The 24575-nt window shown below is 67.9% G+C and carries 36 protein-coding genes; 31 read left to right on the top strand and 5 right to left on the bottom strand.

Translation table 11 applies throughout. The features are described from left to right. Positions 1–15 precede the first annotated feature (15 nt). On the bottom strand, positions 16–426 hold the full coding sequence (locus IF00_RS0116330) for a hypothetical protein (protein ID WP_030318675.1): 411 nt from the start codon (positions 424–426) through the stop codon (positions 16–18). A gap of 312 nt (positions 427–738) precedes the next feature. On the opposite strand from IF00_RS0116330, the gene IF00_RS0116325 reads away from it, so the two are divergent. Then, entirely contained in the window at positions 739–1566 is an 828-nt protein-coding gene (locus IF00_RS0116325) for an ATP-grasp domain-containing protein (RefSeq protein WP_030318672.1), read from the top strand. A gap of 77 nt (positions 1567–1643) precedes the next feature. Here IF00_RS0116325 and IF00_RS0116320 read toward each other — a convergent pair whose 3' ends face one another. From IF00_RS0116320 to IF00_RS41285, 3 genes are read right to left on the bottom strand one after another with little or no spacing between them, the layout of a single operon-like run. Next, entirely contained in the window at positions 1644–1847 is a 204-nt protein-coding gene (locus IF00_RS0116320) for a MerR family transcriptional regulator (RefSeq protein WP_030318670.1), read from the bottom strand. Continuing rightward, the gene (locus IF00_RS0116315) at positions 1841–2584 is read right to left on the bottom strand and encodes a hypothetical protein (protein ID WP_030318669.1); all 744 of its coding nucleotides are present in this window, start codon (positions 2582–2584) and stop codon (positions 1841–1843) included. Before IF00_RS0116315 ends, IF00_RS0116320 begins: the two co-directional genes overlap by 7 nt. Next, positions 2577–2876, bottom strand: coding sequence for a WhiB family transcriptional regulator (locus IF00_RS41285; protein ID WP_229312706.1), 300 nt, complete (start codon positions 2874–2876; stop codon positions 2577–2579). Before IF00_RS41285 ends, IF00_RS0116315 begins: the two co-directional genes overlap by 8 nt. Before the next feature lie 234 nt (positions 2877–3110). Here IF00_RS41285 and IF00_RS0116305 point away from each other — a divergent pair, with 234 nt between their 5' ends. From IF00_RS0116305 to tuf, 5 genes are all read left to right on the top strand, one after another. After that, positions 3111–3560: a helix-turn-helix domain-containing protein gene (locus IF00_RS0116305; protein WP_030318665.1), complete on the top strand. Its 450-nt coding sequence runs from the start codon at positions 3111–3113 to the stop codon at positions 3558–3560. A 339-nt stretch (positions 3561–3899) separates the two neighbouring features. After that, complete coding sequence (gene rpsL, locus IF00_RS0116300; RefSeq protein ID WP_003948652.1) at positions 3900–4271, top strand: 30S ribosomal protein S12; 372 nt, start codon at positions 3900–3902, stop codon at positions 4269–4271. Positions 4272–4273: 2 nt separating this feature from the next. Continuing rightward, positions 4274–4744: a 30S ribosomal protein S7 gene (gene rpsG / locus IF00_RS0116295; RefSeq protein ID WP_015035567.1), complete on the top strand. Its 471-nt coding sequence runs from the start codon at positions 4274–4276 to the stop codon at positions 4742–4744. 39 nt (positions 4745–4783) lie between these two features. Beyond that, entirely contained in the window at positions 4784–6913 is a 2130-nt protein-coding gene (fusA, locus tag IF00_RS0116290) for an elongation factor G (RefSeq protein WP_030318663.1), read from the top strand. Between the two features lie 150 nt (positions 6914–7063). Then, positions 7064–8257, top strand: coding sequence for an elongation factor Tu (gene tuf, locus IF00_RS0116285; RefSeq protein ID WP_030318661.1), 1194 nt, complete (start codon positions 7064–7066; stop codon positions 8255–8257). A gap of 137 nt (positions 8258–8394) precedes the next feature. Here the strand turns inward: tuf and IF00_RS0116280 are convergent, their stop codons facing one another. Next, complete coding sequence (locus IF00_RS0116280; RefSeq protein WP_030318660.1) at positions 8395–10374, bottom strand: PIG-L family deacetylase; 1980 nt, start codon at positions 10372–10374, stop codon at positions 8395–8397. Positions 10375–10588: 214 nt separating this feature from the next. On the opposite strand from IF00_RS0116280, the gene IF00_RS0116275 reads away from it, so the two are divergent. The 25 genes from IF00_RS0116275 (at position 10589) to IF00_RS0116155 (ending at position 24520) form a co-directional block, all read left to right on the top strand. Continuing rightward, positions 10589–10951 carry a YciI family protein gene (locus IF00_RS0116275; protein WP_030318658.1) on the top strand — a complete coding sequence of 121 codons (363 nt, stop codon included), beginning with the start codon at positions 10589–10591 and terminating at the stop codon, positions 10949–10951. After that, positions 10948–12189 (top strand): RNA polymerase sigma factor, encoded by a 1242-nt coding sequence (locus IF00_RS0116270; RefSeq protein WP_030318657.1) that lies wholly within the window; start codon positions 10948–10950, stop codon positions 12187–12189. The genes IF00_RS0116275 and IF00_RS0116270 overlap by 4 nt, the downstream gene beginning before the upstream one ends. A gap of 460 nt (positions 12190–12649) precedes the next feature. Further along, on the top strand, positions 12650–12958 hold the full coding sequence (gene rpsJ, locus IF00_RS0116265; protein WP_003948644.1) for a 30S ribosomal protein S10: 309 nt from the start codon (positions 12650–12652) through the stop codon (positions 12956–12958). Between the two features lie 11 nt (positions 12959–12969). Continuing rightward, on the top strand, positions 12970–13614 hold the full coding sequence (gene rplC, locus IF00_RS0116260) for a 50S ribosomal protein L3 (protein ID WP_017239574.1): 645 nt from the start codon (positions 12970–12972) through the stop codon (positions 13612–13614). Between the two features lie 7 nt (positions 13615–13621). After that, on the top strand, positions 13622–14272 hold the full coding sequence (gene rplD / locus IF00_RS0116255) for a 50S ribosomal protein L4 (protein WP_030318655.1): 651 nt from the start codon (positions 13622–13624) through the stop codon (positions 14270–14272). Further along, positions 14272–14595, top strand: a complete 324-nt coding sequence (gene rplW / locus IF00_RS0116250) for a 50S ribosomal protein L23 (protein ID WP_024755407.1) — start codon at positions 14272–14274, stop codon at positions 14593–14595. Before rplD ends, rplW begins: the two co-directional genes overlap by 1 nt. A 40-nt stretch (positions 14596–14635) precedes the next feature. Next, positions 14636–15472 (top strand): 50S ribosomal protein L2, encoded by an 837-nt coding sequence (gene rplB, locus IF00_RS0116245; RefSeq protein WP_030318653.1) that lies wholly within the window; start codon positions 14636–14638, stop codon positions 15470–15472. Between the two features lie 12 nt (positions 15473–15484). Further along, positions 15485–15766 carry a 30S ribosomal protein S19 gene (gene rpsS / locus IF00_RS0116240; RefSeq protein ID WP_015035577.1) on the top strand — a complete coding sequence of 94 codons (282 nt, stop codon included), beginning with the start codon at positions 15485–15487 and terminating at the stop codon, positions 15764–15766. Positions 15767–15808: 42 nt separating this feature from the next. Then, on the top strand, positions 15809–16156 hold the full coding sequence (gene rplV, locus IF00_RS0116235; protein WP_016645177.1) for a 50S ribosomal protein L22: 348 nt from the start codon (positions 15809–15811) through the stop codon (positions 16154–16156). Next, entirely contained in the window at positions 16156–17004 is an 849-nt protein-coding gene (gene rpsC, locus IF00_RS0116230) for a 30S ribosomal protein S3 (RefSeq protein WP_017239578.1), read from the top strand. The genes rplV and rpsC overlap by 1 nt, the downstream gene beginning before the upstream one ends. A gap of 5 nt (positions 17005–17009) precedes the next feature. Continuing rightward, complete coding sequence (gene rplP / locus IF00_RS0116225) at positions 17010–17429, top strand: 50S ribosomal protein L16 (protein ID WP_015035580.1); 420 nt, start codon at positions 17010–17012, stop codon at positions 17427–17429. Then, on the top strand, positions 17429–17653 hold the full coding sequence (rpmC, locus tag IF00_RS0116220; RefSeq protein WP_015035581.1) for a 50S ribosomal protein L29: 225 nt from the start codon (positions 17429–17431) through the stop codon (positions 17651–17653). Before rplP ends, rpmC begins: the two co-directional genes overlap by 1 nt. Next, positions 17653–17934, top strand: coding sequence for a 30S ribosomal protein S17 (rpsQ, locus tag IF00_RS0116215; protein ID WP_030318650.1), 282 nt, complete (start codon positions 17653–17655; stop codon positions 17932–17934). Before rpmC ends, rpsQ begins: the two co-directional genes overlap by 1 nt. A gap of 137 nt (positions 17935–18071) precedes the next feature. Next, the gene (rplN, locus tag IF00_RS0116210) at positions 18072–18440 is read left to right on the top strand and encodes a 50S ribosomal protein L14 (RefSeq protein WP_003956455.1); all 369 of its coding nucleotides are present in this window, start codon (positions 18072–18074) and stop codon (positions 18438–18440) included. A gap of 2 nt (positions 18441–18442) precedes the next feature. After that, on the top strand, positions 18443–18754 hold the full coding sequence (rplX, locus tag IF00_RS0116205) for a 50S ribosomal protein L24 (protein ID WP_024755412.1): 312 nt from the start codon (positions 18443–18445) through the stop codon (positions 18752–18754). Next, positions 18751–19308, top strand: coding sequence for a 50S ribosomal protein L5 (gene rplE / locus IF00_RS0116200; RefSeq protein ID WP_106975815.1), 558 nt, complete (start codon positions 18751–18753; stop codon positions 19306–19308). Before rplX ends, rplE begins: the two co-directional genes overlap by 4 nt. A gap of 5 nt (positions 19309–19313) precedes the next feature. Then, positions 19314–19499, top strand: a complete 186-nt coding sequence (locus IF00_RS0116195) for a type Z 30S ribosomal protein S14 (RefSeq protein ID WP_003948630.1) — start codon at positions 19314–19316, stop codon at positions 19497–19499. Positions 19500–19705: 206 nt separating this feature from the next. Next, positions 19706–20104 carry a 30S ribosomal protein S8 gene (gene rpsH, locus IF00_RS0116190; protein WP_015035585.1) on the top strand — a complete coding sequence of 133 codons (399 nt, stop codon included), beginning with the start codon at positions 19706–19708 and terminating at the stop codon, positions 20102–20104. Positions 20105–20125: 21 nt separating this feature from the next. Further along, positions 20126–20665: a 50S ribosomal protein L6 gene (gene rplF, locus IF00_RS0116185; RefSeq protein ID WP_024755414.1), complete on the top strand. Its 540-nt coding sequence runs from the start codon at positions 20126–20128 to the stop codon at positions 20663–20665. 3 nt (positions 20666–20668) lie between these two features. Next, positions 20669–21052 (top strand): 50S ribosomal protein L18, encoded by a 384-nt coding sequence (rplR, locus tag IF00_RS0116180; RefSeq protein WP_015035587.1) that lies wholly within the window; start codon positions 20669–20671, stop codon positions 21050–21052. Between the two features lie 46 nt (positions 21053–21098). After that, complete coding sequence (gene rpsE / locus IF00_RS0116175) at positions 21099–21701, top strand: 30S ribosomal protein S5 (RefSeq protein WP_017239585.1); 603 nt, start codon at positions 21099–21101, stop codon at positions 21699–21701. Further along, the gene (gene rpmD / locus IF00_RS0116170) at positions 21701–21883 is read left to right on the top strand and encodes a 50S ribosomal protein L30 (RefSeq protein ID WP_015035589.1); all 183 of its coding nucleotides are present in this window, start codon (positions 21701–21703) and stop codon (positions 21881–21883) included. Before rpsE ends, rpmD begins: the two co-directional genes overlap by 1 nt. A gap of 1 nt (position 21884) precedes the next feature. Then, positions 21885–22340, top strand: coding sequence for a 50S ribosomal protein L15 (gene rplO / locus IF00_RS0116165; RefSeq protein ID WP_030318646.1), 456 nt, complete (start codon positions 21885–21887; stop codon positions 22338–22340). A 213-nt stretch (positions 22341–22553) separates the two neighbouring features. Then, on the top strand, positions 22554–23873 hold the full coding sequence (gene secY / locus IF00_RS0116160) for a preprotein translocase subunit SecY (RefSeq protein WP_030318644.1): 1320 nt from the start codon (positions 22554–22556) through the stop codon (positions 23871–23873). Beyond that, positions 23873–24520 (top strand): adenylate kinase, encoded by a 648-nt coding sequence (locus tag IF00_RS0116155; RefSeq protein WP_030318642.1) that lies wholly within the window; start codon positions 23873–23875, stop codon positions 24518–24520. The genes secY and IF00_RS0116155 overlap by 1 nt, the downstream gene beginning before the upstream one ends. Positions 24521–24575 lie beyond the last annotated feature (55 nt).

Raw genomic sequence — 24575 nt, 5'->3', positions numbered from 1 at the left:
CCGCTCGGCGAGCGGCTAGAACACGCTCAGGGAGAGGCGGATGACGCACAGGTAGCGGTTGGCGCCCCGGTAGAGGTAGTCGGGCAGCCAGCGCGGCCCGTCCTGCTCCTCGACGTCGTGGACGACGTTGGCGGCGCCGATCTGCTTGCCGATCGTCGCGAGCAGGGCCCGGCGGGCGCCGTTGGCGAGGACGTGGGCGGCGTTCTTGGTCGGCCCGTACACCTCGAATTCGATCAGCGGCATGTCGACGTGCAGGTCGCCGATCCAGGCGCCGCCTCGGCGGTTCACCAGGACGGCGGCCTGGGTGCCGTCGAAGCCGGCCGGCGCGTTGACCGCGATGGTCGCGCCGGCCAGGGCCGGATCGGCCTTGAGGACGTCGACGACCAGCTTCTCGACGTCCGGGAAAGCACTCGGGGGAGTGGTCATGACGGGTTCTCCTCGGGAGAGGGATGCGGGACGGGGTGCCGCCCGGGGCTCTCCGGCGGGAGGGGGCGGGGCGCGGCAGCGCGCCCGGACGGCGAACGGCGAAGCCGGCGCCCGTTGTTCGGGCGCAGCTCCGCCGCTGCACCAACTGTGACAGAGAGCGTGCGCGCACGCAACTAGTTTCACGGGTCCTTCCGTACGCCCCTGCCGCGGGACCCGCCGCGCGTCCACCCACGTGCTTTCCCGTGCGCAGTCCCGCACGGGCCCCGCACGTACGCCCGATAGGTTGGCGGCCACCGATCGAGGAGCCGCCCCGTGCCCGCCGCCCGCCCCCGCCTTCTGTACGTCACCGACCTCGCCTACCCGGCCCGCGGACGGCGCTACTGCGACGAGGACATCCACCTCACCGCCCGGCTGCGCGAGACCTTCGACCTGGCGCTCTGCCACCCGCTCGACGCCGCCGCCCTCATGGACGACTTCGACGCCGTCGTCGTGCGCAACAGCGGCCCGGTCATCGGCTACCAGAAGGAGTACGACGCCTTCCGCGAGCGCGCCCTGGCCGAGGGCACCCGCGTCTACAACCCGCTCCACGGCCGCGGCGACATGGCCGGAAAGCAGTACCTGCTCGACCTGACCGCCGCCGGGTACCCCGTCATCCCCACCGTCGACCGGCCCGAGGACCTCCACCGGCTGCCCGCCGCCGCCGAGTACGCGGTCAAGCCCAAGGCCGGAGCCGACTCGATAGGCCTGCGCTTCCTCGCGCACGAGGAGCTCGCCGGCCTCGCGTACGACGGCCTCCTCGTCCAGCCGCGCATCGACTTCCGGTACGAGGTCTCCTTCTACTTCGTCGACGACCTCTTCCAGTACGCCCTCCACGCCCCCGACCCCGCACGCCGCTGGGTCCTGGAGCCGTACGAGCCCGCCGAGGACGACCTCGCCTTCGCCCGCCGCTTCGTCGACTGGAACACCCTCGACCACGGCATCCAGCGCGTGGACGCCTGCCGCGCCCCCGGCGGCGAGCTGCTTCTCGTCGAACTGGAGGACCTCAACCCCTATCTCTCCCTGGACCGCGTCCCCGAGGAGACCCGCGACCGCTTCACCGCCGCCTTCACGGCCTCGCTCCACCGCTTCCTGGAGGCTTGAGGACCGGCACGAGGCGCGGCACGGAGAAGCGCCCCCCGTCCTTCACGGACGGGGGGCGCTTCTCGTACGACGGGGAGTCAGGCGGTACGGGGACGGCGGCGGGCCACCCGCTCGGCGGCGAACACGTCCTCCAGGCGGAAGAGCTGCGCCCGGCCCGCCTTCCCGGCGGCCCGCAGGTGACCGAGCTGGACCCACTTGCGGATGGTCGCGGGGGCGACGCCGGCCTCCTCGGCGGCGAGCGGTCCGGGGATCAGGGCCGGCAGGGCGGGCGAGCTCAGCACGAGGTCTCCTTCGGGTCGTCCATCGCCGCCTCGATCTCCTCGGTGCGGGAGCCGGAGGCGGCCGCGAGCTCCGCCCACTCCCGCTCCGGCCACAGGTGCCGGTAGGCGGGGTCGTCCTGGCAGCCGCACGCCCCGTCCGTGCACACGCAGGCCGGGTTCACACAGAGCACTGCGCGCCGGTCGGGGAAGGCCCGCAGTGACACCGAGTCGCACCAGGGGCAGCGGCCCGACACCCGTACGACCGTCTCCGCGTCGCCGAGCGTCCGGGCGCAGCGCCGGGCCATCCGGCGGATCTCGTCCCGTACGTGCCGGGCGAGGTCGGGGTCGGCGGCGATCGCGTCCAGGAGTCCCACGACCCGGCGGAGCCGGTCGATCACCCCGGCGCGGGGCGGCCGGGGCAGCGCGAGCCGGGCGCACACGGCCTCCTCCAGCTCCACCACCCCGTCGGTGATGTCGCGGATCGCGTCGGAGACGTGCAGCCGGATCGGGGCGGCGCCGTGGCCGGGGACGGAGAGACCGTGCCGCTGCTGGAGGAGCAGCGCCTCGCGGCGCTCCTCGCGGATCTGCTCGTCACGGCCCGCGGGGGAGGGGGCCGGGGCGCTCCCGGCGGGGCCGCGGCGACCGGGCGCGAGCTCTTCGGCGAGCTCGGGGAACTGGCGGACGAGGGAGGCGGTCCAGAGTGCGATGTCGCGCAGCGCGAGGTCGACGGACGGGGTGGGGGGCGTGCGGTCAGCCACGGCGGCCGCTCCGGGTGAGCGTCGGGGTGAGGGCGACCGCCTTCGCCACGCGGGCCGCGTCCGCCGGACGCCCGTTGCGCCAGAGGCGGCCCGCGCAGACGCCGTCGAAGTAGCTCTCGGCGGGGGCCACCGCCGTCTCGCACTCACGGCGGACGGGGCAGCCGGCGCAGGCGCGCAGCGCCGGGGCCGCCTCCTTGGCGCGGCGGGCGAAGACGACGGACGGGGAGAGGTCGGCGCAGGCGGCGTCGGCCTGCCAAGGGGTGGGGTCGGGCTGGAACAAGAGGTTCTCCACGGTCCGGGGCTCCCCGAACTCCATGGGACCGATGGGGCCGTTGGGGCTCAGGGGGCCGACGAGTGCGGCGGCGAGCCAGAGTTACATGTTGCGTGCGGGCGCGCAACAAGTTTGTGGTGCACCCCTGGAGTGACCTTCATCGATTCGACACGTTGCGTACCCGAAACCAAGTAATTCTGTGCGCGCAAGCACGCTAGAGTTGAGCGCCTGGAGGAGTGGAGTGAGGAGCTGTACATGACCACTCGTGGGCTGGATGAGTTCGCAGGCTGGGTCGAAGGGCTGATGCGACAGCGCGGCTACGACATCGACAGCCCGCGCGGCGGCGGCAAGTCCCGGATCGCGGACGAGGCCGGGGTGCACCGGGCCGCCGTGACGCGCCTGCTGCAGCGGCAGAGCATGCCCGACCTGGAGACCATGCGCAGGATCGCCCCGCTGCTCGGGGTCTCGGTCCGCGACATGCTGATCCGGTCCGGCCGTGTGAGCCCGGAGGAGCTCCCGATGGCGGCGGACCTGCTGCCTCCGAGCGACTGGCAGCCGTCGATGGAGGACTTCGCGCGCTGGCTGGGTGTCCCCGACGACCGCATGGGCGTCTTCGTCAAGGTCGTGAACCAGTTCCTGGAGCCCGACGCGGGGGCGGAGGGGTCCACAGAGACCCCCGAACCCCGCCGCACGGCCCGGGACTGACCCCGGCCCCCGCCCGGGATCGACCCCGGTCCCGCCCGGGACCGGCCCCTGCCCGGTGCGATCTTGCCTGGTCCCGGCCTTCCCCGGCCGGGACCACGTGCGCGTGGGCATTTGTTTTGACCGGAGTCCATGCGGTAGGTACGCTCAAGCCTTGTGCCTGGGGTGTGCCTGGGCTCGCGTGCGTGTCCTCAACCGCAAGGCGAGTCATATATCGGCCACCGTGATCCGCGCCTTTTCCACCTTGGTGGAGGGGTCCGCGAGATTCGACACACCCGACCGCGTGGGTCGGCGAATGTTCCAGGTTAGTTTCACCGACGGCACACAGAAACCGGAGAAGTAGTGCCTACGATCCAGCAGCTGGTCCGGAAGGGCCGGCAGGACAAGGTCGAGAAGAACAAGACGCCCGCACTCGAGGGTTCCCCTCAGCGTCGCGGCGTCTGCACGCGTGTGTTCACGACCACCCCGAAGAAGCCGAACTCGGCCCTCCGTAAGGTCGCGCGTGTGCGTCTGACCAGCGGCATCGAGGTCACGGCCTACATCCCGGGTGAGGGTCACAACCTGCAGGAGCACTCCATCGTGCTCGTGCGCGGTGGCCGTGTGAAGGACCTGCCGGGTGTTCGCTACAAGATCATCCGCGGTTCCCTCGACACGCAGGGCGTCAAGAACCGTAAGCAGGCTCGCAGCCGCTACGGCGCCAAGAAGGAGAAGTAAGAATGCCTCGTAAGGGCCCCGCCCCGAAGCGCCCGGTCATCATCGACCCGGTCTACAGCTCTCCTCTTGTCACCTCGCTGATCAACAAGATCCTGCTGGACGGCAAGCGTTCCACCGCCGAGCGCATCGTGTACGGCGCCATGGAGGGTCTTCGTGAGAAGACCGGCCAGGACCCCGTCATCACGCTGAAGCGCGCTCTCGAGAACGTGAAGCCGGCCCTCGAGGTCAAGTCCCGCCGTGTCGGTGGCGCCACCTACCAGGTGCCGATCGAGGTCAAGCCGGGCCGCGCGTCCACGCTGGCCCTCCGCTGGCTCGTCGGCTACTCCCGCGCCCGTCGCGAGAAGACCATGACCGAGCGCCTCATGAACGAGCTCCTCGACGCCTCGAACGGCCTCGGTGCGGCCGTCAAGAAGCGTGAGGACACGCACAAGATGGCCGAGTCCAACAAGGCCTTCGCGCACTACCGCTGGTAGTCGCAACCCACATCGAGACCGAGAGAAGACTGAGCCGATATGGCTACCACTTCGCTTGACCTTGCCAAGGTGCGCAACATCGGCATCATGGCTCACATCGACGCGGGCAAGACGACCACCACCGAGCGGATCCTGTTCTACACCGGCGTCTCGTACAAGATCGGTGAAGTCCACGACGGCGCTGCCACGATGGACTGGATGGAGCAGGAGCAGGAGCGCGGCATCACGATCACGTCTGCCGCGACGACCTGCCACTGGCCGCTCGAGAATGTCGATCACACGATCAACATCATCGACACGCCGGGTCACGTCGACTTCACCGTCGAGGTGGAGCGTTCGCTGCGCGTGCTCGACGGTGCTGTCACCGTGTTCGACGGTGTGGCCGGCGTCGAGCCCCAGTCCGAGACTGTCTGGCGTCAGGCGGACCGCTACGGCGTGCCGCGTATCTGCTTCGTCAACAAGCTCGACCGTACGGGCGCCGAGTTCCTTCGTTGCGTCGACATGATCGTGGACCGCCTCGGCGCCGTCCCGATCGTCATGCAGCTCCCCATCGGGTCCGAGATGGACTTCCAGGGTGTTGTCGACCTCGTCCGTATGAAGGCTCTCGTCTGGTCCGCCGAGGCCAGCAAGGGCGAGATGTACGACGTCGTCGACATCCCGGCCTCGCACACGGAGCTCGCCGAGGAATGGCGCGCCAAGCTGGTCGAGACCGTCGCGGAGAACGACGAGGAGCTCATGGAGCTCTTCCTCGAGGGCGTCGAGCCCACCGAGGAGCAGCTGTACGCGGCTGTCCGTCGTATCACCATCGCTTCCGGCAAGGGCAACGGCGAGAAGACGGTCACCCCCGTCTTCTGCGGCACCGCGTTCAAGAACAAGGGCGTTCAGCCCCTGCTCGACGCTGTCGTCCGTTACCTGCCGTCGCCCCTGGACGTCGAGGCCATCGAGGGCCACGACGTCAGGGACGCCGAGGTTGTCGTCAAGCGCAAGCCGTCCGACGACGAGCCGCTGTCGGCCCTCGCGTTCAAGATCGCGAGCGACCCGCACCTCGGCAAGCTCACCTTCGTCCGGATCTACTCCGGTCGCCTGGAGGCCGGCACCGCGGTGCTGAACTCCGTCAAGGGCAAGAAGGAGCGCATCGGCAAGATCTACCGCATGCACGCGAACAAGCGTGAGGAGATCGACTCGGTGGGCGCCGGCGACATCGTCGCCGTCATGGGCCTCAAGCAGACCACCACCGGTGAGACGCTGTGCGACGACAAGAACCCGGTTGTCCTGGAGTCCATGGACTTCCCGGCGCCGGTCATCCAGGTCGCCATCGAGCCCAAGTCCAAGGGTGACCAGGAGAAGCTGGGTGTCGCCATCCAGCGTCTCGCGGAGGAGGACCCCTCCTTCCAGGTGCACTCGGACGAGGAGACCGGCCAGACCATCATCGGTGGTATGGGCGAGCTTCACCTCGACATCCTCGTCGACCGTATGCGTCGCGAGTTCAAGGTCGAGGCGAACGTCGGCAAGCCGCAGGTCGCGTACCGCGAGACGATCCGCAAGACCGTCGAGCGCGTGGACTACACCCACAAGAAGCAGACCGGTGGTACCGGTCAGTTCGCCAAGGTGCAGATCGCGATCGAGCCCATCGAGGGTGGCGACGCCTCCTACGAGTTCGTGAACAAGGTCACCGGTGGCCGCATCCCGAAGGAGTACATCCCTTCGGTCGACGCGGGTGCGCAGGAGGCCATGCAGTTCGGCATCCTGGCCGGCTACGAGATGACTGGCGTCCGCGTCATCCTTCTCGACGGTGGCTACCACGAGGTCGACTCCTCCGAGCTCGCGTTCAAGATCGCCGGTTCGCAGGCCTTCAAGGAGGCCGCGCGGAAGGCTTCGCCGGTCATCCTCGAGCCCATGATGTCCGTCGAGGTCACCACGCCCGAGGACTACATGGGTGAGGTCATCGGCGACATCAACTCCCGCCGTGGTCAGATTCAGGCCATGGAGGAGCGCAGCGGCGCTCGCGTCGTGAAGGGCCTCGTGCCCCTTTCGGAGATGTTCGGCTACGTCGGCGACCTCCGCAGCAAGACCTCGGGTCGCGCAAGCTACTCGATGCAGTTCGACTCCTACGCCGAGGTTCCGCGGAACGTCGCCGAGGAGATCATCGCGAAGGCCAAGGGCGAGTAACTCTTCCGAGTTCACGCTTTAGGCTTGACACCAGTCGCCGGGGCTCAGCCCCCGAAACCCGAGGGATCGGGTCCCGGCGGATGGCATCCCAGCAAAGATCACCTGGCGCCGATGAGCAAGGCGTACAGAACCACTCCGCAGGAGGATTCAGTGGCGAAGGCAAAGTTCGAGCGGACTAAGCCGCACGTCAACATCGGCACCATCGGTCACATTGACCACGGTAAGACGACCCTCACGGCCGCCATTACCAAGGTGCTGCACGACGCGTACCCGGACCTGAACGAGGCCTCGGCCTTCGACCAGATCGACAAGGCTCCCGAGGAGCGCCAGCGCGGTATCACGATCTCGATCGCGCACGTCGAGTACCAGACGGAGTCGCGTCACTACGCGCACGTCGACTGCCCGGGTCACGCTGACTACATCAAGAACATGATCACGGGTGCCGCGCAGATGGACGGCGCCATCCTCGTGGTCGCCGCCACCGACGGCCCGATGCCGCAGACCAAGGAGCACGTGCTCCTGGCCCGCCAGGTCGGCGTTCCGTACATCGTCGTCGCCCTGAACAAGGCCGACATGGTGGACGACGAGGAGATCCTGGAGCTCGTCGAGCTCGAGGTCCGTGAGCTCCTCTCCGAGTACGAGTTCCCGGGCGACGACCTTCCGGTCGTCCGTGTCTCGGCGCTCAAGGCGCTTGAGGGCGACAAGGAGTGGGGCGAGAAGCTCCTCGGCCTCATGCACGCGGTGGACGAGTCCATCCCGCAGCCCGAGCGTGACGTCGACAAGCCGTTCCTGATGCCGATCGAGGACGTCTTCACGATCACCGGTCGTGGCACCGTCGTCACCGGTCGTATCGAGCGCGGTATCCTCAAGGTCAACGAGACCGTCGACATCATCGGCATCAAGACCGAGAAGACCACCACCACGGTCACCGGTATCGAGATGTTCCGCAAGCTGCTCGACGAGGGCCAGGCCGGTGAGAACGTCGGTCTGCTCCTCCGTGGCATCAAGCGTGAGGACGTCGAGCGCGGCCAGGTCATCATCAAGCCGGGTTCGGTCACGCCGCACACGAACTTCGAGGCCCAGGCCTACATCCTGTCGAAGGACGAGGGTGGCCGTCACACCCCGTTCTTCAACAACTACCGCCCGCAGTTCTACTTCCGTACCACGGACGTGACCGGCGTCGTGACCCTCCCCGAGGGCACCGAGATGGTCATGCCGGGCGACAACACCTCCATGAGCGTTGAGCTGATCCAGCCCATCGCCATGGAGGAGGGCCTCAAGTTCGCCATCCGTGAGGGTGGCCGGACCGTCGGCGCCGGCCAGGTCGTCAAGATCACTGCCTGATCCTGAAGTGACCTGGTAGCTCCACGAGCTGCAGCAGAAGGCCCCGCACCTTTCGGTGCGGGGCCTTCTCGCATGTCCGGAGGGCGCACGGGGCGCCCTTGTCGGTCAGGCCGGTCCGGCCTGGCCGACACGGCCTCCTACGGCCGCCAGCTCCACGGGTGCCCGTCCGCGCCGAGGCCCACCACGGTCGCCCCGTCCGCGCGCAGGTGCAGCGCCGCCGACAGCGCCTGCGCACCCGTCGTGCGGGTCCGCACCCGGTTCCCGGCCCGCACCCGCAACCGGCCGTCCGTATCCGTGCCCAGGAGCACGGTCCCCAGCGCCGCGGAGCGCGCGGCGACCACACCCCCGTACCCGTCCAGACCGGCGTCGCCGCCGGGCCCGAGGAGTTCCCCGGTCGCCGGGCGCCGGTAGTAGAGCTCGCCGCCTGCCGACGCCACCGTGGATCCGGAGAGCGGCAGCGGCTCCGTCTGCTCGACCCCGTCCACCCAGTGTCGTACGGACTCCCGACCCGCGGCGTGGAGGTGCACCCGGCCCGCCGCGTCGAGCGACACGGCGAGTCCGTCCTGGACCTCTGCCGCCCCGGGGAGCGTCCGCCACGGCCCCCAGGAGCCGTCCGCCGCCCGCACCCGGGTCGAGACGTTCTTGTCCGCGTTCCGTACGAAGAGATGGACCCGGCCATCGGGCGCCGCGACCGCCACCGGCGCACCGACCCGGCGCCCCCGGTCGTCCGAACGCTCCGGATTCCCGAGCCCGCGCCAGGCCAGGAACGAGCCGCCGGGGGAGCGCTGCTCCAGGAGCACCAGCTCGCGCCGGTTCCGCCCGCCGTGTCCGTCGATCGCGGAGAACCGCACCCCGAAGAGCAGCGCCCGGCCGTCGCCGAGCACCGCCGAGCCGAGCGCGGGGGCGAGCGGGCCGCCGCCGAGGTCCGTGGGCTCGCCCCAGACGCCGGGTGCCGTCTCCTGCCAGCGGACCGCGCGGAGGCCGAGCACCCCGTAGGCGGAGAGGCGGCCGTCCGGCTGCTCGGCGAGCGCCGGGCCCGCGGTGGGCCAGCGGTGGTGGGTGGAGCGGACCCAGCCCTTGCGGTTGGTGAGCGGCCGTTCGCCGCCGACGCCGTAGTCGCCGCAGCCCGAGGGGTTGCCGCACTCCCAGGAGGGGTCGCCGCCGTACGGGACGAGGCGGGCGGCCTTCGCCCGGAGCACCTGGGGCGGGAGGTTCTTCGGCCAGTGCCGGTTGTAGTAGCCGCGGAAGGCGGTCGTCGTGAACGCCGGTATGGGTTCGCCGTCCCGGACCGCGTCCGAGACCCAGCGGCTCAGCGCGGCCCAGGTGAAGGACGCGACCGCCGTGTGGTCGCCGTGGTCCGAGTAGCCGGGCTGCTCGGAGTCCCGGTTGCGGGTGGCCTCGTCGCTGAGCTGGATGTCCGGGTCCGGGTCCAGGGTGTGGACGACGGTGGGCCGGTAGCGGCCGAACAGTCCGACGAGGACGCCGACCAGCTGGTCGTAGTCGTAGGTGTCCGAGCGGGTGACGGGCGAACCGGTCGACAGATGGGTCCGCAGCTCCAGGGCGCGGTCGTGCCAGAGGGCCGGCAGGGCCATGTAGCGCCGGTTCGTGTGCATCGGCAGGTTGAGGAAGACCAGCTCGATCCGGTTCCGGCCGTGGACGAGGGTGTCGATCTCCGCCCGCCGGCCGCCCGGGAGCGTGAGCACCTCGCGCTGCCAGGGCGTGAACATCGGCAGGCCGAGCGTCGCCGCGTACGACTGGCGCAGGCCCTGGTGGCGCGCCGAGGAGTAGGCGGCGCGGTCCGGGGGAGTCTCGGGCATCCCCTTGATCCGGTTCCGGCCGGTGTGCTCGCCGGCGGTCACGTACACGGAGACGAGCGGGACCCCGGCGTCGAGCAGGCGCTGGGTGTCGGGGTTCATGAAGTACAGGTCGTCGTCGGGGTGCGCGGCGACCTGCAGGAGCAGCGCCCGCCGGGTCCGCGCGGAGGCGATCGGCTTGCCGGGCGCGGGGTCGACGGTCGGCGCGGTCCTGCGGGGTTCCGGCACGGAACACCCGGCGACGGCCGAGGTGACGGCGAGGGCGGCGGCGAGAACCGCCCGCCGGCGGGGTGCTGTGGTCACGTACGCGGTCCGTCCCCTGGGTAGTGCGGTCCCCGGTAAGACGGATGTTCGATGCTCGTGGTTGTGTGCGGAATCGATCCCCGCCTGGCAGGATGCGGCCACCGAAAAAAGATCTTCGAAGATCTCCGCCGATCATGTCGAGGACCGGCCGCCGACTCCGACCAAGGGGTGACAGCACGCCACAGGGGCGCGCGAAACGGGGAGGACACCCACCATGAAGTACGTCGCGATGATCTACGGCAACCAGGCCAAGTGGGACGCCTTCCCCACCGAGGCCTGGCCCGAGGCGATCGCCCGCCAGGAGGCCTTCAACAAGAAGTACCGCGAGAGCGGCGAGCTGATCGGCGCGTACGGACTCGCCGACGCGGCCGCCGCCCGGCTCGTACGGCGCGAGGGCGGCACCCCCGCGGTCACCGACGGCCCGTACCTGGAGACCAAGGAGTACCTCGCCAGCTTCTACCTGCTCGACTGCGACAGCCAGGAGCGGGCCCAGGAGATCGCCGCGGACATGCCCTTCGCGGACACCGACCCCGTCGAGCTGTGGCCGGTCCTGCACGAGTCCGCGGCGGACGTGTGAGCGGCTCCGCCGAGGTCGAGGGCCTGCTGCGGACGTACGCGCCGCAGGTCCTCGGCGCGCTCGTCCGCCGGTACGGCACCTTCGACCTCTGCGAGGACGCCGTCCAGGAGGCGCTGATCGCCGCCGCCCGGCAGTGGCCCGCGGACGGCGTCCCCGACAACCCGCGCGGCTGGCTTGTCACCGTCGCCACCCGCCGGTTCGTCGACCTGGTGCGCAGCGAGGCCGCCCGCAGGCGCCGCGAGGACGCCGTGGCGCTGGCCACCCCGGACTCCGAGCTCCTCGCCCGGGCCGCGGACGATGCTCCCGGCAGCGACCGCGACGACTCGCTCTCCCTGCTCTTCCTCTGCTGTCACCCGGAGCTGTCCCCGCCCAGCCGGATCGCGCTCACCCTGCGCGCCGTCGGGGGCCTCACCACCGCGCAGATCGCCGCCGCGTTCCTGGTTCCCGAGTCGACGATGGCGCAGCGCATCAGCCGGGCCAAGCAGACGATCAGGGCGGCGGGCGGCTCGCTCGCGCTCCCGCCGGGGGAGGAGCGTACGGCCCGGCTCGCCGAGGTCCGGCACGTGCTCTACCTGATCTTCAACGAGGGGTACACGGCGAGCGCCGGCGAGGAGCTGACCGCGCCCGAGCTGTCCACGGAGGCGATCCGGCTCGCGCGGCTGCTGCACCGGCTGCTGCCCGACGACACCGAGACCTCGGGGCTGCTCGCCCTGATGCTGCTCACGGACGCCCGCAGGCCGGCCCGCACGGGCCCGCACGGCGAGCTGGTGCCGCTCGCGGAGCAGGACCGGGGGAGGTGGGACGGCCGGCTCATCGCGGAGGGCGTCGAGCTGATCAGCCGCACCCTGCCCCGGGGGCAGGTCGGCCCGTACCAACTGCAGGCGGCGATCGCGGCCGTGCACGACGAGGCCAAGGCCGCCGGGGACACCGACTGGCCGCAGATCCTCGCGCTCTACGAGCTCCTGGAGCGGACCGGGCCGAATCCGATGGTCACCCTCAACCGCACGGTGGCCGTCGCCATGGTCGAGGGCCCCGCGGCCGGGCTCGCGCTCCTGGACGAACTCGCGCGGGACAAGCGGCTCGCCCGGCACCACCGGCTGCTCGCCACCCGGGCCCATCTGCTCGAAATCCTCGGTGAGAAGGAGACCGCGGCGGAGGCCTACCGGGAGGCGGCACGGCGTACGACCAGTGCCCCGGAACGCCGTCATCTCACCGAGCGCGCACGACGCTTGGGGTGAGGTGCTCGGGGCGAGGCGGAGGGGGGCGGCCGTCACCCGCGCACGCGCCCCGGCGCATGGCCGTACGTGACGTGGGGTACAGTCTTCGCTCCCGATTGGCGGCCGGATGGCCCCGTATGGCAGACTGTCGGGGTTGCTCGGTTGAGTGCCGATGCTGCGCGCCTCCCGTCGGGAGGACCGGAAGCGAGTCCCACAGTACTCGTCGCTCCTTCTCAGGAGCGGACGTACGGGAATCTTCTGGGAAGCGTCAGCGGGGTGCCGACCAGGCGCCCGGTGGGTGTTTTGCCCCCGGCCTGCGGTCATGGCGACCGTGCCCCCTTGGTTGGGAAATCCTCAGGGATTTCTGCGTAGAGGGAGTGCGACACGCCCGACCGCGTGGGTCGGAGACACGACAACGCTTCTCAGTAAGCGAAGCCGGTCGGGTTCCAGAGCGTTACGAGACAAAGGACTACTAGTAGCCATGGCGGGACAGAAGATCCGCATCCGGCTCAAGGCCTACGACCACGAGGTCATCGACTCCTCGGCGAAGAAGATCGTCGAGACGGTGACCCGCACTGGTGCGTCGGTCGCGGGCCCGGTGCCGCTGCCCACTGAGAAGAACGTGTACTGCGTCATCAAGTCGCCGCACAAGTACAAGGACTCGCGCGAGCACTTCGAGATGCGCACGCACAAGCGCCTCATCGACATCCTCGACCCCACGCCGAAGACGGTTGACTCGCTCATGCGTCTCGACCTCCCGGCGGGCGTTGACATCGAGATCAAGCTCTGAGGGCGCGCGAGATGGCTAAGAACATCAAGGGCATCCTGGGCGAGAAGCTCGGCATGACGCAGGTCTGGGACGAGAACAACCGGGTCGTCCCGGTGACCGTCGTCAAGGCCGGCCCCAATGTCGTGACCCAGGTGCGTACGAACGACGTCGACGGCTACGAGTCGGTCCAGATCGCCTTCGGCGAGATCGACCCTCGCAAGGTGAACAAGCCCCTCAAGGGTCACTTCGCCAAGGCCGATGTCACCCCGCGCCGCCACCTGGTGGAGCTCCGCACCGCTGACGCCTCCGAGTACACGCTCGGCCAGGAGATCACCGCCGAGCTCTTCGAGGCCGGCGTGAAGGTCGACGTCACCGGCAAGAGCAAGGGCAAGGGCTTCGCCGGTGTCATGAAGCGCCACAACTTCCGTGGTGGCAAGGCGTCGCACGGTGCCCACCGCGTGCACCGCAAGCCCGGTTCCATCGGTGGCTGCGCCACCCCGGGCCGTGTCTTCAAGGGCATGCGCATGGCGGGTCGCATGGGCAACGAGCGTGTGACCACCCAGAACCTGACCGTCCACGCCGTTGACGCCGAGAAGGGTCTGCTGCTCATCAAGGGCGCCGTCCCCGGCCCTAACGGTGGCCTCGTCCTGGTCCGCACTGCGGCCAAGGGGGTTTGAGGAACCGATGAGCACCATTGACATCCTTTCGCCGGCAGGCGACAAGACCGGGACCGTCGAGCTCCCCGAGGAGATCTTCGGCGCCAAGGTCAGCGTTCCGCTGATCCACCAGGTCGTCGTCGCGCAGCTGGCCGCGGCCCGTCAGGGCACGCACAAGACCAAGACCCGTGGCGAAGTCCGCGGTGGTGGCAAGAAGCCTTACCGCCAGAAGGGCACCGGCCGCGCCCGTCAGGGTTCGACCCGCGCCCCGCAGTTCGCCGGTGGTGGCGTCGTGCACGGTCCCGTGCCGCGTGACTACTCGCAGCGGACCCCGAAGAAGATGAAGGTCGCCGCTCTCCGTGGTGCCCTCTCGGACCGGGCCACCCACTCCCGCATCCACGTCGTCTCCGGCGTGGTCGAGGGTGAGATCTCCACCAAGGCCGCGAAGACGCTGTTCGGCAAGATCTCGGAGCGCAAGAACCTGCTCCTGGTCGCCGAGCGCTCCGACGAGGCCGCGTGGCTGTCCGCTCGTAACCTGCCCCAGGTGCACATCCTGGAGCCGGGCCAGCTCAACACGTACGACGTGATCGTCTCCGACGACGTGGTCTTCACCCAGGCCGCCCTCGAGTCCTTCGTGTCTGGCCCCCAGACCGCTGAGACCGAAGGGAGCGACGCCTGATGACTGAGGCCGTCGTCACCAGCAAGACCTTCTCGGACCCGCGCGACATTCTCGTCAAGCCGGTTGTCTCGGAGAAGAGCTACGCACTGCTGGACGAGAACAAGTACACGTTCATCGTCGCGCCTGGCTCCAACAAGACCCAGATCAAGCAGGCCGTCGAGGCGGTCTTCTCGGTCAAGGTCACCGGGGTCAACACGATCAACCGCCAGGGTAAGCGCAAGCGCACCAAGGCCGGTTTCGGCAAGCGCAAGGACACCAAGCGCGCCATCGTGACCCTTGCTGAGGGCAACCGTATCGACATCTTCGGCGGTCCGACCGCCTAACGGCGGTCTGGATCGTCCGGAATCGGACGAGGACTGAGAAATGGGAATCCGCAAGTACAAGCCGACTACGCCGGGCCGTCGTGGCTCCTCCGTAGCCGACTTCGTCGAGATCACGCGGTCCACGCCGGAGAAGTCGCTGGTTCGCCCCCTGCACAGCAAGGGCGGCCGTAACAACACCGGTCGGATCACCGTTCGCCACCAGGGTGGCGGACACAAGCGCGCCTACCGCGTGATCGACTTCCGTCGTCACGACAAGGACGGCGTGCCGGCCAAGGTCGCGCACATCGAGTACGACCCCAACCGCACCGCGCGCATCGCGCTGCTCCACTACGTGGACGGCGAGAAGCGCTACATCATCGCCCCCAAGGGTCTGACGCAGGGTGACCGCGTCGAGAACGGCCCCGGCGCGGACATCAAGCCCGGCAACAACCTGGCGCTCCGCAACATCCCGGTCGGTACCACGATCCACGCGATCGAGCTCCGTCCCGGTGGCGGCGCCAAGTTCGCGCGCTCCGCTGGTGCCTCCGTGCAGCTGCTGGCGAAGGAGGGCACGATGGCCCACCTTCGTATGCCGTCCGGTGAGATCCGTCTCGTCGACGCCCGCTGCCGCGCCACGATCGGCGAGGTCGGCAACGCCGAGCAGTCGAACATCAACTGGGGCAAGGCCGGCCGCAAGCGCTGGCTCGGCGTCCGCCCGACCGTCCGCGGTGTGGCGATGAACCCGGTTGACCACCCGCACGGTGGTGGTGAGGGCAAGACCTCCGGTGGTCGCCACCCGGTCTCCCCGTGGGGTCAGAAGGAGGGTCGTACTCGCTCGCCGAAGAAGGCTTCGAGCAAGTACATCGTCCGCCGCCGCAAGACGAACAAGAAGCGCTAGGAGCGGGTTTAGATGCCGCGCAGTCTCAAGAAGGGACCCTTCGTTGACGGCCACCTCGTAAAGAAGGTGGACGCTCAGAACGAAGCCGGTACCAAGAACGTCATCAAGACCTGGTCCCGTCGCTCGATGATCATCCCGGCCATGCTCGGCCACACGATCGCGGTGCACAACGGCAAGACCCACATTCCGGTGTTTGTCACCGAGTCGATGGTCGGCCACAAGCTCGGCGAGTTCTCGCCGACGCGCACCTTCCGGGGTCACGTGAAGGACGACCGGAAGTCGAAGCGCCGCTAGTAGCGGGGTGGAATGACCATGACAGACACTGGAAGGACAACCATGGAAGCCAGGGCCCAGGCGCGGTACATCCGCGTTACGCCCATGAAGGCCCGCCGAGTGGTGGACCTTATCCGTGGCATGGATGCCACGGAGGCTCAGGCGGTCCTGCGTTTCGCCCCGCAGGCCGCGAGCGTGCCGGTCGGCAAGGTGCTGGACAGCGCCATTGCCAACGCCGCGCACAACTACGACCACAGTGACGCCTCTTCGCTGGTCATCAGCGAGGCGTACGTGGATGAGGGCCCGACCCTGAAGCGGTTCCGTCCGCGTGCACAGGGCCGTGCCTACCGGATCCGTAAGCGGACCAGCCACATCACCGTGGTCGTCAGCAGCAAGGAAGGAACCCGGTAATGGGCCAGAAGGTTAACCCGCATGGGTTCCGGCTCGGCATCACCACGGACTTCAAGTCCCGTTGGTACGCCGACAAGCTGTACAAGGACTACGTCAAGGAAGACGTCGCCATCCGTCGGATGATGACGTCCGGCATGGAGCGCGCCGGCATCTCGAAGGTTGAGATCGAGCGCACCCGTGACCGCGTGCGGGTGGACATCCACACCGCGCGTCCCGGCATCGTCATCGGCCGCCGTGGCGCCGAGGCCGACCGCATCCGCGGCGACCTCGAGAAGCTCACGGGCAAGCAGGTCCAGCTGAACATCCTCGAGGTCAAGAACCCCGAGATGGACGCTCAGCTGGTTGCCCAGGCCGTTGCCGAGCAGCTCTCCTCCCGCGTCTCCTTCCGTCGCGCCATGCGTAAGAGCATGCAGGGCACGATGAAGGCCGGCGCCAAGGGCATCAAGATCCAGTGCGGTGGCCGTCTCGGCGGCGCCGAGATGTCCCGCTCGGAGTTCTACCGCGAGGGCCGCGTGCCCCTGCACACGCTCCGCGCGAACGTCGACTACGGCTTCTTCGAGGCCAAGACGACCTTCGGCCGTATCGGCGTGAAGGTCTGGATCTACAAGGGCGACGTCAAGAACATCGCCGAGGTCCGCGCCGAGAACGCTGCGGCCCGTGCGGGTAACCGCCCGGCCCGTGGCGCCGGCGCTGGCGACCGCCCGGCCGGCCGTGGTGGCCGCGGTGGCGAGCGTGGCGGCCGCGGCCGCAAGCCGCAGCAGCAGTCCGCGCCGGCTGCCGAGGCCCCCAAGGCCGACGCTCCCGCCGCCGCTGCCGCTCCGGCTGAGAGCACCGGAACGGAGGCCTGACCGAAATGCTGATCCCCCGTAGGGTCAAGCACCGCAAGCAGCACCACCCCAAGCGCTCGGGTATGAGCAAGGGTGGTACGCAGGTTGCGTTCGGCGAGTACGGCATTCAGGCCCTCACGCCGGCGTACGTGACCAACCGCCAGATCGAGGCGGCTCGTATCGCGATGACCCGCCACATCAAGCGTGGCGGCAAGGTCTGGATCAACATCTACCCGGACCGCCCCCTCACGAAGAAGCCCGCCGAGACCCGCATGGGTTCCGGTAAGGGTTCTCCCGAGTGGTGGATCGCGAACGTCAAGCCGGGTCGGGTGATGTTCGAACTGTCCTACCCGAACGAGAAGATCGCGCGCGAGGCTCTGACCCGTGCGGCCCACAAGCTGCCGATGAAGTGCAAGATCGTTAAGCGCGAAGCAGGTGAGCTGTGATGTCGGCCGGTACCAAGGCGTCCGAGCTGCGCGAGCTGGGCAACGAGGAGCTTCTCAACAAGCTCCGCGAGGCCAAGGAAGAGCTGTTCAACCTCCGCTTCCAGGCGGCGACGGGCCAGCTCGAGAACCACGGGCGGCTCAAGTCCGTCCGCAAGGACATCGCGCGGATCTACACCCTGATGCGTGAGCGCGAGCTGGGCATCGAGACGGTGGAGAGCGCCTGATGAGCGAGAGCAACGTGACTGAGAAGACCGAGCGCAACGCTCGCAAGGTCCGCGAGGGCCTGGTCGTCAGCGACAAGATGGACAAGACCGTCGTCGTCGCTGTCGAGGACCGCGTCAAGCACGCGCTGTACGGCAAGGTCATCCGCCGTACGAACAAGCTCAAGGCTCACGACGAGCAGAACGCTGCCGGCATCGGTGACCGCGTCCTCCTGATGGAGACCCGGAAGCTGTCGTCGACGAAGCACTGGCGCGTCATCGAGATCCTCGAGAAGGCCAAGTAAGGAATTTCCCGCGAGGGAAATCCGAAAGTTCAGCCTGAGGGGTTTCCCTCAGGTCGGTTCCGCCAGGCTCGGTGGGGTTGCGCTGATCACTTCGGCGCAACCCCGCCGGGAACCGGCAGACAAATCAGGAGATAGACGTGATCCAGCAGGAGTCGCGACTGCGTGTCGCCGACAACACTGGTGCCAAGGAGATCCTTTGCATCCGTGTTCTCGGTGGCTCGGGTCGCCGCTACGCGGGCATCGGTGACGTCATCGTCGCCACCGTCAAGGACGCGATCCCCGGTGGCAACGTGAAGAAGGGTGACGTCGTCAAGGCGGTCATCGTTCGCACCGTCAAGGAGCGCCGCCGCCAGGACGGCTCGTACATCCGCTTCGACGAGAACGCCGCTGTCATTCTCAAGAACGACGGCGACCCTCGTGGCACCCGTATCTTCGGCCCGGTGGGCCGTGAGCTGCGCGAGAAGAAGTTCATGAAGATCATCTCGCTCGCGCCGGAGGTGCTGTAAGCATGAAGATCAAGAAGGGCGACCTGGTCCAGGTCATCACCGGTAAGGACAAGGGCAAGCAGGGCAAGGTCATCACGGCCTTCCCCCGCGAGAACCGCGTCCTCGTCGAGGGTGTCAACCGGGTCAAGAAGCACACGAAGGCCGGCCCGTCGCAGGCCGGTGGCATCGTCACGACCGAGGCTCCGGTCCACGTCTCCAACGTCCAGCTGGTCGTGGAGAAGGACGGCAAGAAGGTCGTCACGCGTGTCGGTTTCCGCTTCGACGACGAGGGCAACAAGATCCGCGTTGCCAAGCGGACGGGTGAGGACATCTGATGGCTACCACCACTCCGCGTCTCAAGACGAAGTACCGCGAGGAGATCGCGGGCAAGCTGCGTGAGGAGTTCTCGTACGAGAACGTCATGCAGGTTCCCGGCCTCGTCAAGATCGTGGTCAACATGGGTGTCGGCGACGCCGCCCGTGACTCGAAGCTCATGGACGGTGCCGTCCGTGACCTGACCACGATCACCGGTCAGAAGCCGGCCGTCACCAAGGCTCGTAAGTCCATCGCGCAGTTCAAGCTGCGTGAGGGCCAGCCGATCGGTGCGCACGTCACCCTCCGTGGCGACCGCATGTGGGAGTTCCTGGACCGCACCCTGTCGCTCGCGCTTCCGCGCATCCGCGACTTCCGTGGTCTGTCCCCCAAGCAGTTCGACGGGCGTGGCAACTACACCTTCGGTCTCACGGAGCAGGTCATGTTCCACGAGATCGACCAGGACAAGATCGACCGTGTCCGGGGTATGGACATCACCGTGGTGACCACGGCGACCAACGACGACGAGGGCCGTGCCCTTCTGCGTCACCTCGGCTTCCCGTTCAAGGAGGCGTAAGCGAGATGGCGAAGAAGGCTCTCATCGCGAAGGCTGCTCGCAAGCCCAAGTTCGGCGTGCGTGGCTACACGCGCTGCCAGCGCTGTGGTCGTCCCCACTCCGTGTACCGCAAGTTCGGCCTGTGCCGCGTGTGCCTTCGTGAGATGGCTCACCGTGGCGAGCTGCCGGGCGTGACCAAGAGCTCCTGGTAATCCCTTACTTGGGATGACCGGAGTCTCTCGGTAAGCACTGGGTTGGCGGATGCCCATCCCTCCATGGCTTAGGCTAGGAGGGTTGGGCGTCCGCCGCCCGTACGACTTACTACGCCGTAGGTCCCCGCGCCGCACCCGTCCCGCCCCTGTGTGGGGAGAGGGATGGCGCACTGGAAACCCCGGCGAGAGAGGCCGAAGGCCAATTCATGACCATGACTGATCCGATCGCGGACATGCTGACTCGTCTGCGTAACGCGAACTCGGCATACCACGACTCCGTGACGATGCCGCACAGCAAGATCAAGTCTCACATCGCGGAAATCCTCCAGCAGGAGGGCTTCATCACGGGCTGGAAGGTCGAGGACGCCGAGGTCGGCAAGAACCTCGTCCTCGAGCTCAAGTTCGGTCCGAACCGTGAGCGCTCCATCGCGGGCATCAAGCGGATCTCGAAGCCCGGTCTCCGGGTTTACGCGAAGTCCACCAACCTGCCGAAGGTTCTCGGCGGCCTGGGCGTGGCGATCATCTCCACGTCCCACGGTCTCCTGACCGGCCAGCAGGCAGGCAAGAAGGGCGTAGGTGGGGAAGTCCTCGCCTACGTCTGGTAGTCGGGAACGGAGGAATAGCTAATGTCGCGTATTGGCAAGCTGCCTATCCAGGTTCCCGCCGGCGTGGACGTCACCATCGATGGCCGCACGGTCACGGTCAAGGGTTCCAAGGGCACCCTGAGCCACACCGTCGCCGCGCCGATCGAGATCGTTAAGGGCGAGGATGGCGTGCTCAACGTCAACCGTCCGAACGACGAGCGTCAGAACAAGGCCCTTCACGGCCTGTCCCGCACGCTGGTGGCCAACATGATCACCGGTGTGACCCAGGGTTACGTGAAGGCGCTCGAGATCAGCGGTGTCGGTTACCGCGTCGCCGCGAAGGGCTCCAACCTGGAGTTCCAGCTCGGCTACAGCCACCCGATCCTGGTCGAGGCGCCCGAGGGCATCTCGTTCAAGGTCGAGTCGCCGACCAAGTTCTCGGTCGAGGGCATCGACAAGCAGAAGGTCGGCGAGGTCGCGGCGAACATCCGCAAGCTGCGGAAGCCCGACCCGTACAAGGCCAAGGGCGTCAAGTACGCCGGCGAGGTCATCCGCCGCAAGGTCGGAAAGGCTGGTAAGTAAGCCATGGCATACGGTGTGAAGATCGCCAAGGGCGACGCTTACAAGCGTGCCGCCAAGGCGCGCCGCCACATCCGCATCCGCAAGAACGTGTCGGGTACGGCGGAGCGTCCGCGCCTCGTCGTGACGCGTTCGAACCGCGGTATCACCGCTCAGGTCATCGACGACCTCAAGGGTCACACCCTTGCGTCCGCGTCGAACCTGGACGCGTCGATCCGTGGTGGCGAGGGTGACAAGTCCGCGCAGGCCAAGCAGGTCGGTGCTCTTGTCGCCGAGCGCGCCAAGGCCGCTGGCGTCGAGGCTGTCGTGTTCGACCGTGGTGGCAACAGGTACGCCGGGCGCATTGCCGCTCTGGCTGACGCCGCCCGCGAAGCCGGGCTGAAGTTCTAAGCCCCGGTTCCGGGACTAACGGACGTAACAGAGAGAGGTAAATCCAATGGCTGGACCCCAGCGCCGCGGAAGCGGTGCCGGTGGCGGCGAGCGGCGGGACCGGAAGGGCCGCGACGGTGGCGCTGCCGCCGAGAAGACCGCGTACGTTGAGCGCGTTGTCGCGATCAACCGCGTCGCCAAGGTTGTCAAGGGTGGTCGCCGCTTCAGCTTCACCGCGCTGGTCGTGGTGGGCGACGGTGACGGCACCGTAGGTGTCGGTTACGGCAAGGCCAAGGAAGTTCCCGCGGCCATCGCCAAGGGTGTCGAGGAAGCCAAGAAGAACTTCTTCAAGGTTCCGCGCATCCAGGGCACCATCCCTCACCCGATCCAGGGCGAGAAGGCTGCGGGCGTCGTCCTGCTCAAGCCGGCTTCCCCCGGTACCGGTGTTATCGCCGGTGGCCCGGTGCGCGCCGTGCTCGAGTGCGCCGGCGTTCACGACATCCTGTCGAAGTCGCTCGGCTCCGACAACGCGATCAACATCGTGCACGCGACCGTGGCGGCCCTCAAGGGCCTGCAGCGTCCCGAGGAGATCGCGGCTCGCCGTGGTCTGCCCCTCGAGGACGTCGCCCCCGCGGCTCTGCTCCGTGCACGTGCTGGGGCGGGTGCGTAATGGCTCGCCTCAAGGTCACGCAGACGAAGTCGTACATCGGCAGCAAGCAGAACCACCGCGACACCCTGCGTTCGCTCGGCCTCAAGAAGGTCAACGACGTGGTTGTCAAGGAGGACCGCCCCGAGTTCCGCGGAATGGTTCACACCGTCCGCCACCTCGTGACGGTCGAGGAGGTTGACTGACATGGCGGAGACCAACCCGCTGAAGGCCCACAACCTCCGTCCCGCCCCCGGTGCCAAGACCGCGAAGACCCGTGTGGGCCGTGGTGAGGCGTCGAAGGGTAAGACGGCCGGTCGTGGTACCAAGGGCACCAAGGCCCGTTACCAGGTTCCGCAGCGCTTCGAGGGTGGGCAGATGCCCCTCCACATGCGTCTGCCGAAGCTCAAGGGCTTCAAGAACCCGTTCCGCACCGAGTACCAGGTCGTGAACCTGGACAAGCTCACCGCGCTCTACCCGCAGGGTGGCGAGGTCACGGTGGCCGATCTGGTCGCCAAGGGTGCGGTTCGCAAGAACCAGCTCGTCAAGGTGCTCGGCACCGGCGAGATCACCGTGGCGCTGCAGGTGACGGTCGACGCCGTCTCCGGCTCCGCCAAGGAGAAGATCGCCGCCGCCGGCGGCACCGTCACCGAGCTCGTCTAAGACGACTCGATGGCTTGAACATCCGATCGGGGATGCCTCCCAAAAGGGGCATCCCCGATTGGTCGTTCCTAGGGGGGCATGGTCGCCGGTAAGGTGGCGTGCACTGTCTAGGCTCCGTGCGGTATGCCCGCACGGGATTGATGACCGATACCTAATCGTCGAACCTCAAGACCGTCACCCTTGACGCATAGCGCGGGGGTCGCAGGAGGCACCGTGCTCACCGCGTTCGCCCGGGCGTTCAAGACGCCCGACCTGCGCAAGAAGCTGCTCTTCACGCTCGCCATCATCGTGCTGTACCGCCTCGGGGCCCACATCCCGGTCCCCGGCGTCAGCTACGAGGCCGTCCAGCAGTGTGTGAAGCAGGCCAGCGAAGGCAACAACAGCCTGTTCGGCCTGGTCAACATGTTCAGTGGCGGGGCGCTGCTCCAGATCACCATCTTCGCGCTCGGCATCATGCCGTACATCACGGCGAGCATCATCCTGCAGCTGCTGACCGTCGTGATCCCGCGCCTGGAAGCCCTCAAGAAGGAGGGCCAGTCGGGTACTGCCAAGATCACGCAGTACACCCGGTACCTGACGGTCGCCCTCGCCGTGCTGCAGGGAACCGGTCTCGTCGCCACCGCCAAGAGCGGTGCGCTGTTCAGTGGCTGCCGTGTCGCCGACCAGGTCGTGCCCGACCCGTCGATCTTCACCATCGCCACGATGGTCATCACGATGACCGCCGGCACCTGCATCGTCATGTGGCTCGGTGAGCTCATCACCGACCGCGGCATCGGCAACGGCATGTCGATCCTGATGTTCATCTCGATCGCCGCCGGCTTCCCGGGCGCCCTCTGGGCCATCAAGGAGAGCGGCAAGCTCGCCAAGGGCTGGATCGAGTTCGGTACCGTCATCCTCATCGGCTTCGTGATGGTGGCCCTCGTGGTCTTCGTCGAGCAGGCCCAGCGCCGGATCCCGGTGCAGTACGCGAAGCGCATGATCGGCCGGCGCTCCTACGGCGGTACGTCCACGTACATCCCGCTGAAGGTGAACCAGGCGGGTGTGATTCCTGTCATCTTCGCGTCGTCGCTGCTCTACATCCCGGCCTTGATCGCGCAGTTCTCGAACTCCACCGCAGGGTGGAAGACCTGGATCGAAGCCCACTTCGTCAAGGGTGACCACCCCTACTACATCGCCACGTACTTCCTCCTGATCGTGTTCTTCGCCTTCTTCTATGTGGCGATCTCGTTCAACCCCGAGGAAGTCGCGGACAACATGAAGAAGTATGGTGGCTTCATCCCGGGTATCCGGGCTGGTCGACCTACTGCCGAGTATCTGAGCTACGTGCTCAACCGGATCACTTGGCCGGGCTCGCTGTACTTGGGTCTGATCGCTCTTGTGCCGACGATGGCGTTGGCAGGCTTCGGTGGCGCCAATGCCAACTTCCCCTTCGGTGGGACGAGCATCCTCATCATCGTGGGTGTGGGGCTGGAGACCGTGAAGCAGATCGAGAGCCAGCTCCAGCAGCGCAATTACGAAGGGTTCCTCCGCTGATGCGAATCGTCCTCGTCGGACCGCCCGGTGCCGGCAAGGGAACGCAGGCTGCGTTCCTTGCCAAGAACCTGGACATCCCGCACATCTCCACGGGCGACCTGTTCCGAGCCAACATCTCTCAGGGCACGGAGCTGGGTCTCAAGGCCAAGGCGTTCATGGACGCCGGCGACCTGGTGCCCGACGAGGTGACGATCGGGATGGCCAAGGACCGGATGGAGCAGTCGGACGCCGTCAACGGCTTCCTGCTGGACGGGTTCCCCCGCAACGTGGCTCAGGCCGAGGCTCTGGACGTGGTCCTGAAGGCCGAGGACATGCAGCTCGACGCGGTGCTGGACCTGGAGGTCCCCGAGGACGAGGTCGTGAAGCGGATCGCGGGTCGCCGCATCTGCCGCAACGACAGCGCGCACGTCTTCCACGTGGAGTACAACGCGCCGAAGACCGAGGGTGTCTGCGACGCCTGCGGCGGCGAGCTGTACCAGCGTGCGGACGACTCCGAGGAGACGGTCCGTAAGCGCCTGGAGGTCTACCACACGCAGACCGAGCCGATCATCGACTACTACCGGGCGCAGAACCTGGTCGTGACGATCTCGGCGCTCGGCAAGGTGGACGAGGTCACGGCGAAGGCGATGGCCGCGCTCAAGAAGTAACCCTGGTCCGTCCGATACGGCCGCGGTGCCCCTCAGGGGCGCCGCGGCCGTATCG

This window comes from Streptomyces flavochromogenes, assembly GCF_000717595.1.
Lineage (GTDB): Bacteria > Actinomycetota > Actinomycetes > Streptomycetales > Streptomycetaceae > Streptomyces > Streptomyces flavochromogenes.
The sequence above is the reverse complement of the archived record's forward strand: the minus strand, read 5'-3'. Positions and strand labels throughout refer to the sequence as shown.

What these genes read in the sequence shown, in the direction of transcription:
- rplF (WP_024755414.1), top strand. Translation starts at nt 20,126, where the DNA reads ATGTCGCGTATTGGCAAGCTGCCTATCCAGGTTCCCGCCGGCGTGGAC.
- rpsC (WP_017239578.1), top strand. Translation starts at nt 16,156, where the DNA reads ATGGGCCAGAAGGTTAACCCGCATGGGTTCCGGCTCGGCATCACCACG.
- rpmD (WP_015035589.1), top strand. Translation starts at nt 21,701, where the DNA reads ATGGCTCGCCTCAAGGTCACGCAGACGAAGTCGTACATCGGCAGCAAG.
- IF00_RS0116195 (WP_003948630.1), top strand. Translation starts at nt 19,314, where the DNA reads ATGGCGAAGAAGGCTCTCATCGCGAAGGCTGCTCGCAAGCCCAAGTTC.
- fusA (WP_030318663.1), top strand. Translation starts at nt 4,784, where the DNA reads ATGGCTACCACTTCGCTTGACCTTGCCAAGGTGCGCAACATCGGCATC.
- rplX (WP_024755412.1), top strand. Translation starts at nt 18,443, where the DNA reads ATGAAGATCAAGAAGGGCGACCTGGTCCAGGTCATCACCGGTAAGGAC.
- rplP (WP_015035580.1), top strand. Translation starts at nt 17,010, where the DNA reads ATGCTGATCCCCCGTAGGGTCAAGCACCGCAAGCAGCACCACCCCAAG.
- rpsS (WP_015035577.1), top strand. Translation starts at nt 15,485, where the DNA reads ATGCCGCGCAGTCTCAAGAAGGGACCCTTCGTTGACGGCCACCTCGTA.
- rpsE (WP_017239585.1), top strand. Translation starts at nt 21,099, where the DNA reads ATGGCTGGACCCCAGCGCCGCGGAAGCGGTGCCGGTGGCGGCGAGCGG.
- rplO (WP_030318646.1), top strand. Translation starts at nt 21,885, where the DNA reads ATGGCGGAGACCAACCCGCTGAAGGCCCACAACCTCCGTCCCGCCCCC.
- rpsH (WP_015035585.1), top strand. Translation starts at nt 19,706, where the DNA reads ATGACCATGACTGATCCGATCGCGGACATGCTGACTCGTCTGCGTAAC.
- rpsJ (WP_003948644.1), top strand. Translation starts at nt 12,650, where the DNA reads ATGGCGGGACAGAAGATCCGCATCCGGCTCAAGGCCTACGACCACGAG.
- IF00_RS0116155 (WP_030318642.1), top strand. Translation starts at nt 23,873, where the DNA reads ATGCGAATCGTCCTCGTCGGACCGCCCGGTGCCGGCAAGGGAACGCAG.
- rplD (WP_030318655.1), top strand. Translation starts at nt 13,622, where the DNA reads ATGAGCACCATTGACATCCTTTCGCCGGCAGGCGACAAGACCGGGACC.
- IF00_RS0116305 (WP_030318665.1), top strand. Translation starts at nt 3,111, where the DNA reads ATGACCACTCGTGGGCTGGATGAGTTCGCAGGCTGGGTCGAAGGGCTG.
- IF00_RS0116275 (WP_030318658.1), top strand. Translation starts at nt 10,589, where the DNA reads ATGAAGTACGTCGCGATGATCTACGGCAACCAGGCCAAGTGGGACGCC.
- rplV (WP_016645177.1), top strand. Translation starts at nt 15,809, where the DNA reads ATGGAAGCCAGGGCCCAGGCGCGGTACATCCGCGTTACGCCCATGAAG.
- rpsG (WP_015035567.1), top strand. Translation starts at nt 4,274, where the DNA reads ATGCCTCGTAAGGGCCCCGCCCCGAAGCGCCCGGTCATCATCGACCCG.
- rplW (WP_024755407.1), top strand. Translation starts at nt 14,272, where the DNA reads ATGACTGAGGCCGTCGTCACCAGCAAGACCTTCTCGGACCCGCGCGAC.
- rpmC (WP_015035581.1), top strand. Translation starts at nt 17,429, where the DNA reads ATGTCGGCCGGTACCAAGGCGTCCGAGCTGCGCGAGCTGGGCAACGAG.
- rplC (WP_017239574.1), top strand. Translation starts at nt 12,970, where the DNA reads ATGGCTAAGAACATCAAGGGCATCCTGGGCGAGAAGCTCGGCATGACG.
- rplB (WP_030318653.1), top strand. Translation starts at nt 14,636, where the DNA reads ATGGGAATCCGCAAGTACAAGCCGACTACGCCGGGCCGTCGTGGCTCC.
- IF00_RS0116330 (WP_030318675.1), bottom strand. Translation starts at nt 426, where the DNA reads ATGACCACTCCCCCGAGTGCTTTCCCGGACGTCGAGAAGCTGGTCGTC.
- rpsQ (WP_030318650.1), top strand. Translation starts at nt 17,653, where the DNA reads ATGAGCGAGAGCAACGTGACTGAGAAGACCGAGCGCAACGCTCGCAAG.
- rplR (WP_015035587.1), top strand. Translation starts at nt 20,669, where the DNA reads ATGGCATACGGTGTGAAGATCGCCAAGGGCGACGCTTACAAGCGTGCC.